The 11,199-nt window shown below is 29.8% G+C and carries 10 protein-coding genes; all 10 read right to left on the bottom strand.

Annotation, left to right across the window (positions count from 1 at the left end):
* Positions 1–18: 18 nt before the first annotated feature.
* A complete protein-coding gene (gene tadF / locus H3T96_RS04360; protein ID WP_144091638.1) occupies positions 19–774 on the bottom strand; it encodes a tight adherence pilus pseudopilin TadF in 756 nt (251 codons plus the stop codon).
* Positions 775–779: 5 nt separating this feature from the next.
* A complete protein-coding gene (locus tag H3T96_RS04365) occupies positions 780–1,268 on the bottom strand; it encodes a TadE/TadG family type IV pilus assembly protein (RefSeq protein WP_144091637.1) in 489 nt (162 codons plus the stop codon).
* A gap of 27 nt (positions 1,269–1,295) precedes the next feature.
* Positions 1,296–2,462, bottom strand: coding sequence for a hypothetical protein (locus H3T96_RS04370; RefSeq protein ID WP_144091636.1), 1,167 nt, complete (start codon positions 2,460–2,462; stop codon positions 1,296–1,298).
* Between the two features lie 18 nt (positions 2,463–2,480).
* Positions 2,481–3,920, bottom strand: a complete 1,440-nt coding sequence (locus H3T96_RS04375; protein WP_039127780.1) for a type II and III secretion system protein family protein — start codon at positions 3,918–3,920, stop codon at positions 2,481–2,483.
* 2 nt (positions 3,921–3,922) lie between these two features.
* The gene (locus H3T96_RS04380) at positions 3,923–4,777 is read right to left on the bottom strand and encodes an SAF domain-containing protein (RefSeq protein ID WP_144091635.1); all 855 of its coding nucleotides are present in this window, start codon (positions 4,775–4,777) and stop codon (positions 3,923–3,925) included.
* Positions 4,778–4,824: 47 nt separating this feature from the next.
* Positions 4,825–6,282, bottom strand: a complete 1,458-nt coding sequence (locus H3T96_RS04385; RefSeq protein ID WP_144091634.1) for a M48 family metallopeptidase — start codon at positions 6,280–6,282, stop codon at positions 4,825–4,827.
* Positions 6,283–6,287: 5 nt separating this feature from the next.
* A complete protein-coding gene (locus tag H3T96_RS04390; protein ID WP_144091633.1) occupies positions 6,288–7,160 on the bottom strand; it encodes a type II secretion system F family protein in 873 nt (290 codons plus the stop codon).
* Positions 7,161–7,163: 3 nt separating this feature from the next.
* Positions 7,164–8,090: a type II secretion system F family protein gene (locus tag H3T96_RS04395; RefSeq protein ID WP_144091632.1), complete on the bottom strand. Its 927-nt coding sequence runs from the start codon at positions 8,088–8,090 to the stop codon at positions 7,164–7,166.
* Positions 8,087–9,394 (bottom strand): CpaF family protein, encoded by a 1,308-nt coding sequence (locus tag H3T96_RS04400; RefSeq protein ID WP_144091631.1) that lies wholly within the window; start codon positions 9,392–9,394, stop codon positions 8,087–8,089. Before H3T96_RS04400 ends, H3T96_RS04395 begins: the two co-directional genes overlap by 4 nt.
* Before the next feature lie 888 nt (positions 9,395–10,282).
* Positions 10,283–10,501 carry a Flp family type IVb pilin gene (locus H3T96_RS04405; RefSeq protein WP_144091630.1) on the bottom strand — a complete coding sequence of 73 codons (219 nt, stop codon included), beginning with the start codon at positions 10,499–10,501 and terminating at the stop codon, positions 10,283–10,285.
* Between the last annotated feature and the right edge of the window lie 698 nt (positions 10,502–11,199).

An 11,199-nucleotide genomic window follows, 5' to 3' on the forward strand; every position in this document is an offset into this window, starting at 1 on the left:
TTCCTCTCAAAAGTGCATTTAATTATAAGTAGGACAAACGTTTGAATTGTTACAACGTGACAATACAACAACATCACTACATAAATTTGGTACAATGCCAGATGAACCTTGTCTATTAGAATTTATCCATTTTAAATAAAGACTTTCTTCATTAACAATACACATAGAAACACGATATAAAGGAATCCAACGCCCTGTTAGCTTAATTGATGAATCTATCAATTTTGGGACATATGGAGCGAGTTGTTGGTAATTATTTGACGGTTTATCCATGGCTGGTAATGAATCAAAATGACTTTTAATTGAGCTATTACTGCATCCACCATTAGAACAAGATAATAAATTTTTTCCAAAAGACACTAATTTAGCTTTTTTCAAATCTCCTTGATTTTTAGGATCTTGTAAAATAAATAGTGCTTCTATCTTTAACGCAACTTCACGATTATTCAATAATGAACTTGCTAAGTCACTCATCTCATTGAGTTGCTGTAAATCAAATAACTCACTAGAAACATAACAATTCCATCGATCGGAACATAAATCGGCAGTATAAACCTCAACTTCATTCTTTATTCTATCTTTATATAAGGTTGATCTTTCGCGAAAAACAGATGCTACAGTATAATTTGCGCGCTCTAATTTATTTTGTAATATAATGGTTGTATATACATCATAAATAATGAAGACTATTAGAGTAAACAATAAGAAACAAAATGCAAACTCAATTGTCAATGACCCATTTTTATTATGGAAAAAGTTCTTTGAATATTTCATTATTACTAATTTCCTTTGTATTCCATTTCACTTTTAATAAACTCACGATAAACAACAGTTTTTCTTGTTAAAGCGGTGTCAAGAAAACTAAAAAATTCAGTAAAAATAACTAAATATTGATATCTCAAATTAAATAATAATATGTGAGTTTCGTCAGTAAGAGTTGATTGACACCGGTCATTAATAATATCATCCACTTTTTTACAATACTTTACAGTCACATCAAAATGACTAGGATCAGCGATATAAGGCCATATAGGAACTTCAGTTTGAATTAAACCTTCTATTTTCTCAGCATAATCGTCTTGTTCAGTAATAGCTGCTTGTCTTGTTATTTCAGTCGTCATCAAATCCAAAGCCGAGCCAATAATCATTACTCGGCTAAACTCAAGCGCTATCAAAAAAAGGATAATTAAGAACGGAAAAATGATAGCAAATTCTATTGAAACAACCCCATTTTTTTGACGAAAAAATAATCTTATATATTTCAACATAATTTTTTCTCTACTTTGAATTAAAAATTATCCTTTTTTTTTCTTTAATAACGAAAAAAAAGCTTTCTGTTGTTTATCATCCATTCCTTTATTACCAATAATAGCTGAAGCTATTTCTTTTATTTCAGCACTATCATTTGCTTTCTTAAATTTACCAATATTTGGTATAAATTTACGTGTGAAGTCAATTTTACGCTCTAAAAAGTCTTCAATATCTGAATCACGTAAAGCACTTTTTTTATCATAAGGGACATTATCATTTAGACAAATTAAAAAACGCTTATTGAGTAAATCAAAATTTGTAGCACTAGCACGCGTGATTTCTGTTAACATTTTCTTAGCCACCTTTATAGAGTAGGGATCTCTATTTATTACAATAAAAATAATGTTAGAAAATGTTATAATTTCTTCAAAATGTTTAAACGATGAAGCTAACCCCATATTTTGATCAATAATAGTAATATTGAATTCTCCAGAATTGAGGTCTTTATAGTTCCATGCTTTTTCATTAGTTTCTACTTTAACCTGTAAAGAATGCCCAACATCAACTAATGAACCATCATCTGGTATTGGCATTTCAAATAAAAAATCGGCATTAGAGCTTGTTGTCGCACCTTGTATATAAAGAAGTGGATAATTTGTTAAATCACTAATTTTCTTGAGAGTATGAACAACCAATGATGAATTTCCAATTCCACCTTTACAACCTAAGAAAGTAATGACACTTCCCACTCTCTGACTTGAACCTGGAGGTGTCATGCTTCTTTTATGTAAAATATCGGGGATTTTTTCTAATTGGCTATTTTCCAATAAGAAATATATTCCTTTTTTTAATAAAAATTCAGAGAACTGAATTGAATCGTAACTACCTACAAGTACTGTTGTTGCTTGAATAGGAATACAGCGATTAATAGTTTCTGATATTTGTTCAGCATCATCAGCATTTTCAATATCTACAATAATTGCATCAAACTGATTCCAATTTGGTGTTTCTTTCAATTCAGATAATGCTAATGAAATAATCTCCATGCCCAATATGTTATATAGAAATAATACTGAACGAACTTTCTCAATCAATTCAGTTCTTTTACTAACAATAGCTACCTTATAGCCAGATATACGTCCAACAACATATTCTTGTGAGGGAGAATTTGATGAAGAATCTGTATCTTGTTTATTACCAAATAATTGCATAAGAATCCCAATAACCTTTTATTCAATAAAGCCCATGTCATTAATAAATTTTTCACTTTCGTTAGAAGCTGGTACTGTCTTATTTCTTTGTTTATTAAGATTGTTTTTAATATTAAAGAAACTATTAATTACATCAGTCCGCTCTATAGTTGGTAATTCAATACTATCAAAACTACTCTTTGGTGTGACCAAATTAACTGTCGCAAAAACAACCATCTCGGATTTAGAACGACTTGTTGTTGAACTTCGCGCTAGTGCCCCTAAAATTGGAATTTCACTAATAAAAGGAAGACGAGATAATTGCTCCTGATCACTTTCATTAATCAATCCCGCGATAACAAAACTATCACCATCAGATAAATCAATAGTGGATCTTGTTCTTCGAGATGACAACGTAGGAATATTATAGTTATTAAAAGCATACGAACCAGAAACAGAACTCACTTCATTTTCCATGAATAATCTTATTCGTTTATCATTATTTACTTTTGTACTAATATTCAACTTAATACCGTATTCCTTATAAGTAACATTGGCATCACCATCTTTGTTTTTAGTTACAATAGGAATTTCACCTCCGACCAAAAACGATGCACTTTCACCAGAGAGTACAGATAAATTAGGTTGTGCTAATACTTTAGCCAAACGATCATTTTTTACAGCACGGATCATTGTAGTAATATTATGTATATTTAGTCCTTTTCTTATACCTAATAGTGAAAACTCACCAATAGAGTTAATAGCTGAGCTACCGTCACCACTCATCATACTGTCGAGAGTCAAACTTTGCCATTCAATACCTAGTGAATCAGTGAAATCCTTGCTAACTTCAACAAAAGTCAATTGTACGTTAACCTGATATTCTTGTAGCACTCTGATATTATCGATTATATTGCTGTAAGTATAATAATCTTGGAATGTAAGATAGTGAGTGCCGGATGATCCACCCTCACTGTATTCCTGTCTCATTCGTTCTGCATTTTGCCCAATTGAAGATCCTACAAGTGCCAAAATTTGGCTCTTTGTTGTTGTATCAGGCACAGTACCACTTAATACATATACAAATTTGTTAGTTCCTTCACCACTATCATAACGATCGATTGTTATATTGCTATTTGGGAAATTTTGCGCTAGCCTGTTCGTAATTTGATATAAAAGTGGATCGACATTAATAGTGTCATTAATAATGATATTATTATCACTATCATAAACAATTAAACTTGCTCTCCCGTTTGACTTTCCATAAACAATCAGAGATTTATTTTCAATAACCTCATAGTTTGCTACAGTATCTTGGCTAATAAATACGGTACCAACATTTTCAGGTAACACAATTGTTTTACTTTGTCCGATCTGTAAATTATGAATATTAGCAAAAGCCAACGAAGAGAAGCCAATCGACAATAAACATATTATAGGTTTGATCATATTAGTAATTGATTTAGTTCTTATTAGCATTCTTAGTTACCTTTTAACAGATTAATTCGTGTCCCTGAAAAAATATCTTTTTCAGATAGAGGCCAATTTTTTTCTTTATCACTTAAAAGACGTAATCCATCTTCAACATTTTTTTTGAAAGTACTTGGATACATAATAATTGTAGAGTTCGTCATTAATGTTCTTAATAATTTAATTTCCTTATTCGAAAGTTCTAGTTGAACTTGAGCAACATTGTTTTTGTTATAACTTTTGTCCATCTCTTTTTCTACATCAAAAAATAAAACTTTCTTTCCGACAATAATTGGTTTTAGACGATTTTTAACGAAATCACGACTAGGCGAAACTAATTTATCTTCCCGAACATTCGCTGCTTTTTCTGTCTCATCACCATAAAAAACATATAGATCAACCAGATCGCCACCTTTAAGATTTTTTATTAAATAAGAATCCAGTGGATCTATTGTAATTGGAAACATATAATTGCCATCTTTTAATGCTAACATCAGATAATCTTCTGAATTTGGGGATGCAATAAGACTTTCTTCAATTACAGTATCTTTCGCAATATGATTTTTTACAACATGGGCATCAATCTCAGATGCACTAGTTACAAAATTAGGTCTTTCTTTATTAATAGCAACTTCAATTGACTTGAAATAGTAATCATCTTTTGTCAAGATGGTTTTTTTATTAATATCATGTTTTGCTACTGCAACATTAATAACCTCAGTTTTAGGCTCTTCCATTTTAGGAGGTTCAACGACAACAGCTGAATCATCCGGTGTATCAGTTGGGGGAGCCGACTTAGTAAAAAGCAAGGCAAGTCCCACAACGATCATGGCTAAATATAAAACAATTAATTTTTTATCTTTCATGCAAACTCCACTCCGTTCTATATTATTTTTTTACTTTTCCGTGGCACTTATTTCTTTTCTAAATAAAAATCGAATGCAAAACAGTGAGCTTTTCCTTTAGGATTAGATCCAACATAAAAATCTTTCACTGTTGATTTTTGTTTAGTTTTTATTTGAAGAATTAATGTTTTTTCAGCGGTTAAGGTTCCTGTAATAGTAGCAAAATCGCGGTCACTACCAGAAATACGTTTGATAATAGAATTAATTCCTTCGGCAGGTAGTGACACATCATAAAATGACAACTTAAATTCCGTTGGAGAAATTTTTTCAACTGAATAATTTTTCTTACTCAATTTATTCTCTGTTTCGAAAGTAATTCTACTAAATTTTGCATGCTCTCCAGAACGAACCGCTAATATAGTGGACTGAGCTGATGTTGTTTGTTTGGTCTGTTTAGTCTGTGTAGTTTGTTTGGTTTGTTTCGCAGAAACAGATGGAACATTTGTTACTAAGTTAGTCGTCGTTGATGAATCTTTTTCATCTAATTTAGACATATTAGATAATTTAGCATTGATGCTTGATTTAGTTTGAGTTACTGATTTAGTTGGGGTTACTGATTTAGCTGTTTTTATTGGTTTAGTTGCATTTTTATCTTTAATAGTAATGTCTGCTTTTGTATTAGATGCTAACTGTTCCGCAGCTTTTTCAATTGTATATTGTTTTTGATTATCGCTTTGTGATGGTTTAACTTCATTAAATTTTATAGCATCTATTGGCTCAATTCGTCTCAACTCTTGAATTAAAATATCTGGTTCATTAGATAGTTTATGAGCAATACAAAATGACTTAGCCAATTGCAATTTATCCAATTTTACTAATGTAAAAAGTAGATTATGAAGAATGGTTTGATCACGATATCCTTTAGTGTATAAGATATTGAGCTGTTTATAAGCTTCACTATATTCTTTATTTAAGATGGATAGCATCGCTAAATTATTAGTTACTTTATTTTCATCATAAAAATTTTCTCTAGCTTCATGAAATGCAAACCGCGCAGCATCATATTGTCTTTTTTTCAGTAGAACAATACCTTTTACATTATATGCTTCTCCATTTTTACTATCAATTTCAATCGCTCTATTTAAATATTCCAATGCTGTATCATTGTGACCCAGTCTAGATTCAACGTGACCGTATAGAATAAGAATACCATCATTTTTGGTATTTTTTATTATAGGCTCCAAAACTCTTTTCACCGCATTAAAATCATTAGAGAGATAATAAGCTCTAGCAAGTTTATGTCTTGTTTCTTCTGTATCTTCACGTTTTAAGCGCTGTTTATAAATTTCGATTAGACCACCGTAATTCTTCGTTGTTTCGTTAATATAAATTTTCTGTTGTTCATTCATATTATATTTTACTGTACTATTTTGACACCCAACGACAAAAAATAACATTGAACATACAACCATAAATTTTGGTTCTAATAACCTACTTGATTTACAGCATCTTGAAAAATAATTCATTATCTTTACACCCTATTAAACGTTGACAGAATATTCATAAAAACAGGCCCTGCAATAATCACAAGAACTGGGGCTAGAAAAAATAGCATCGTTGGTATAGTCAGCTTAGCAGCAAGTGCAGCGATCTGTTCCTCTATCGTTAATCGCTGCATCTCTCGCATCTCAGCTGACAAATCTAGCAAAGTATCATAAATTGAGTTACCATAACTAATGCTTCTTCTTAATGTTACACAAAACATTCTCATTTCTTTGCTGGGCACTTCTCGTTGAATTAGATCGATTGAAAGCTCAATACCATTAACGTCCATCATCAAACAAGCTCTTTCTAAAATGGCTGCAATATCTTTATTGATCGGTTTCACTCTTGTACTTAAATATCGAAAACAACTTTCGACTGTCATACCTGATCTAACCATAATCGCCATCATATCTATAACTAAAGGTAGATCCCGTGAAACCATTTTTATTTTTCTATTTGTTTGTCTTTTAACAAGCATATCTGGAACGACGATGACAGAAATAGTAATTAATACTAAGATAATCACCATTATATTTGTATTAACTTCAATAAGTTGAAAGATCCCATTTATCAAATAAAAGATTGAAAATACAATAATAACAGAATATATTTTCCAGCTATTTTTGTCCTGATAATTTCTTAAAAAACTGATTGTTACACTATTTTTTGCAATAATTTTTTCAAAAGCAACATTTTTTTCATTTACATGCTTTTTAGTATTATTTTTTTCTTGGCTTTCATTATTTAGTATTAAACCAATCTTTTCTTTGTTTCGAAAAAGTGAATAGGTAATAAACAACTGCCTACAGCCAATAATGATAAGAAACAGTGAGACTGATATATATAATAAGATATTCATAATTTAAACTATTTTATTAATCCAGCTTTTGATAATTAGAAAACCAATAATAACACTGCCTATAACATAATAAACAATATAGTGACCGCCATCAGTGTTGGTCAAAATATTATAATTTTCTTCTGACACCAACTTGAGCAATCCGATAAAGCAAAAAGGCATAGCACCTAAAATCCACATGGTCATTCTTAATTCTGCCGTTTTGCCATCTCTAGTTTTAGCCATGATTCGGTTATCAGTTAACATTTTACTTAATCGACTAAAAATTTCTTTTAATTCCCCACCACTATCAAGATTAACCATTACTGTCAAAATAAAGAAATAATATTCAGGGAATGGGAGCTGTAGATAAGAATTGATCAAAACATTTTCAACGCTATCTCCTACTTCTAACCTGTCACTAACTTCTTTTAATGTTTTGCCAACAACTCCTTCAATGGAATTTCCACAAGTTTTAAAAGTTACTGATATTGCATAACCAGAAGAAATAAGACCAGTTATAATATTTAATGCCTCTGGAAAATTTGTATAAAAATCTGCTTTAAGTTTTTTTTTCCTAAAAATACAAATGACAGCAATAGTAAATATAAGACTACAAGGGATTACAATGTAATTTTCGTAATCAAAATATTTTTTATTTATAAAAATACCACCGATAGTTCCCATTAGAATATAGATAAATGTTTTAGATTTAGATTCTCCTGACATTAGCAGTCGAAAATTAAATTTAAGCCAAGTGCTAATACCAAACATAAGCTGATCTGAAAAAGATTTTTCTCGACCAGCAATTTGGCTTTCAAGCACATTCAATAATGACATACTTTTAGGTTCGACATTATAGAAAACCTGTAAACGCTCTCTACGACGACGTAATGCAAGAATGTTCATTAAAGCAGCAAAAATAAGAGCTATCGAAAGTATAAAAATCATGATTCAATTCCCATTGCATTTAACATCAGTTTTTCTAAAATATCTGACATTTCATAATATTGAGCACTTTCATAAAGAGCTGAACGTTTAACTAAACCATTACAAACAAATTCACCTTGAATTTTCCCATAAGCATCTCTTTCGTCATTAACTCGAAATTCAAAAACATCTTGAGTAACAATATTGCCTGATTCTAATCCAATAATCTCCGTAATGCTCATTACTTTTCTTTGACCATCGGGGAGGCGTGAAACTTGGATAATAAAATTTACAGATGAACTAATATAACGTTTAATTGCAACAATAGGTAATTCCGACTGCGCCATTATGATCATACTTTCCAAACGCGCTAATGCATCTTTAGCCGTATTAGCATGGAGTGTTGACATTGAACCACTATGACCAGTGTTCATGGCTTGTAACATCTCAAACGCTTCTTCACCACGGCATTCGCCTAAAATTATTCGATCAGGTCTCATACGCAGAGCATTAACTAAAAGATCTCGCATGGTTACTCTACCACGTCCATCTTCACCACCACTTTTAGTTTCCATTCTAACTACATGTTCTTGTTGAAGTTTTAATTCTGCTGCGTCTTCGAGTGTAATGGTACGTTCATGTTCACCAATAAATCCAGAAAGAGCATTAAGCATCGTTGTTTTACCAGATCCTGTTCCACCTGATATAATAATATTCATTCGACAACGAGCAGCTATCACTAAAAAATTAGCCATATGTTCATTTAATGAGCCAAATTTGATTAAATCATGAAATGTTCGGTGACCATTACCGAATTTACGAATTGACATTGATGTACCATCAATGGCTATTGGAGGAATAACGACATTAAGGCGACTACCATCAGGCATTCTTGAGTCGACTAACGGATGTGATTCATCGATATTTTTTCCGACTTTATTTACCAATCGTCTTGCAATATCAAGTAGCTGACGTTCACTAATAAAAAATTTATCGGTTTTACTTAGAATCCCTGCCCGTTCAACATAAATACTATTAGGTCCATTCACTAAAATATCATTGACAGTTTCATCTTTCATTAAAGAGTCAATTGGTCCATAACCCACAATTTCATCACAAATCATACCAGCTAATACATTCGACTCATCAGCTGTAATATAAGCACTGCCTGAATTAATGATATCTCGGATTATATTTTGAATTTCACGTAAAACTCGATTAGGCTCTTTTTTAAATTGATCAATTAAATCAAGATCTAGAACTTGAAATACTAAATCACGAACCTTTCCCCATTCATTAGAAAACTTAAATTGTTCATTAGCCATAGCGTTTTTGTTTGAGCCCCTAACTAACAAAAGCTACTCGCAAATATATTGTATCAGCAACTTTTATCTTATAAATTAAAACGATAACAAACTATCCTAAATCAATTTCTATTTTATAGAAAAAGAGATGTTAGAATAAATAACTAAACATTGCTAATTAAGCAATGATTCCTTTTAGTTTAAATTTCAATGAATTAAATACATGCTTAGAAACATTCCTGAATCGTATAGTACTTTTCATTGAAATAATCAAAAAACACAATAAAAACAGTTGTAATAGCTTTTTACGCTGTTTACATTTTCTTTAAAATTAATTTACTTTATTATCATAAAGTTTTAGCATTATATGCGAATTAATATAATATTGCTAGTATTAAATGTAAATTTTATTTAATTTTTTTTTGAATAAAATTAACAAAAAAACATAGAGTTAATGTAGTATAATAATTACAAGATTTTACAATTAGTAAACGAATATACGAAATATTATTTAAAATTTATCATTAATATTTATCTAATTATTGAAAAACAATTTTTTTAAATCTACTAAAAAATTGTCTGAATAATTAACAATCTATCATGCTAATGATCTTTTTATTATATTGAATACGTTATTAGAGTTTTTTGGAAATATAAATTTATTATAAATTATTAGGAGTGGAATTAAGATAATTGTAAAAGTGAACCATTAAATATATAACATTTTTTGAATTTGAAAATTTAAACAATGCGAATATTTAAAATAATAGAACCAATATTTAAACTTTTTCTTCTAAATATTTTTATTATTAGATTTATCTTATCAGTTGAAGTCAAAACAAACTAACACCAAACCACTCCTTACATAGAGGAGTGGTTAATATCAAAATAGTAATTAAAGATTACTAATTAAGAAATGATAGCTGATAATTTCGATTGTAATGTAGTAAATACATTATATAACATTTTATAAACAGGTCCGTTAGTTTTATCAAATATAACCAAAAGCACAGCTGAAACACCTGCAGCAACAATTGCATATTCAATTGCAGTTACACCACGTTCATTTTTAATAAATTTGCCTGCAAAGTTTCTTACTTGTGCGCGAACTGCTGATAAGTACATCATATTAACTCTCTCCTTTCAATATTTACGATATTTTTAATTTGTTTTCTCTTTCTTATCAGAAAGTTTTCACATTATATGTACTTTAATATCAATTTACCAGCATTAAATGCAATTTTATTGTAATTTTTTTTATATTGGCCCAACAAAGAAATAATAATAATGAAGCAATACAAAATAAACGTTTATAATCAATAAGATAATAAGAAAATGGTTATTGTTATCCAAAAATAGATTGTAATCATTACTTAATTTTTAAGATATAAACTATGTTTTTATTAAAATATTTTATTGAAGCCTATTAAAATTTTTAAATTGCATGAGAGAAAAAAGATAACTTAGATGTGGATCATAAAATTGCTAAAAGTTTAATTTTAAAATACTGAAAATATAATATTAAAATGACTATATACAGGAAGTTAAAGTATATTCTACTGCCATTAATAATATCTATCTTATTATTGATAAAGTTTATTTTATTACTTGAAGAAACCAGCTTAAAAACAATAAACCACCTCTTTACAAAGAAGTGGTTTATTTCAGAATAGTAATTAAAGATTACTAATTAGGAAATAATACTTGATAATTTAGCTTGTAATGAAGTAAATACATTATATAACATTTTATAAACAGGTCCGTTAGTTTTATCAAATATAACCAAAAGCACAGCTGAAACACCTGCAGCAACAATTGCATATTCA

Source organism: Gilliamella sp. W8136 (assembly GCF_016101285.1).
Lineage (GTDB): Bacteria > Pseudomonadota > Gammaproteobacteria > Enterobacterales > Orbaceae > Gilliamella > Gilliamella apicola_N.

Coding starts and splice junctions, on each gene's coding strand:
- tadF (WP_144091638.1), bottom strand. CDS start 774: ATGAAATATTCAAAGAACTTTTTCCATAATAAAAATGGGTCATTGACA.
- H3T96_RS04365 (WP_144091637.1), bottom strand. CDS start 1,268: ATGTTGAAATATATAAGATTATTTTTTCGTCAAAAAAATGGGGTTGTT.
- H3T96_RS04370 (WP_144091636.1), bottom strand. CDS start 2,462: ATGCAATTATTTGGTAATAAACAAGATACAGATTCTTCATCAAATTCT.
- H3T96_RS04375 (WP_039127780.1), bottom strand. CDS start 3,920: ATGCTAATAAGAACTAAATCAATTACTAATATGATCAAACCTATAATA.
- H3T96_RS04380 (WP_144091635.1), bottom strand. CDS start 4,777: ATGAAAGATAAAAAATTAATTGTTTTATATTTAGCCATGATCGTTGTG.
- H3T96_RS04385 (WP_144091634.1), bottom strand. CDS start 6,282: ATGAATTATTTTTCAAGATGCTGTAAATCAAGTAGGTTATTAGAACCA.
- H3T96_RS04390 (WP_144091633.1), bottom strand. CDS start 7,160: ATGAATATCTTATTATATATATCAGTCTCACTGTTTCTTATCATTATT.
- H3T96_RS04395 (WP_144091632.1), bottom strand. CDS start 8,090: ATGATTTTTATACTTTCGATAGCTCTTATTTTTGCTGCTTTAATGAAC.
- H3T96_RS04400 (WP_144091631.1), bottom strand. CDS start 9,394: ATGGCTAATGAACAATTTAAGTTTTCTAATGAATGGGGAAAGGTTCGT.
- H3T96_RS04405 (WP_144091630.1), bottom strand. CDS start 10,501: ATGATGTACTTATCAGCAGTTCGCGCACAAGTAAGAAACTTTGCAGGC.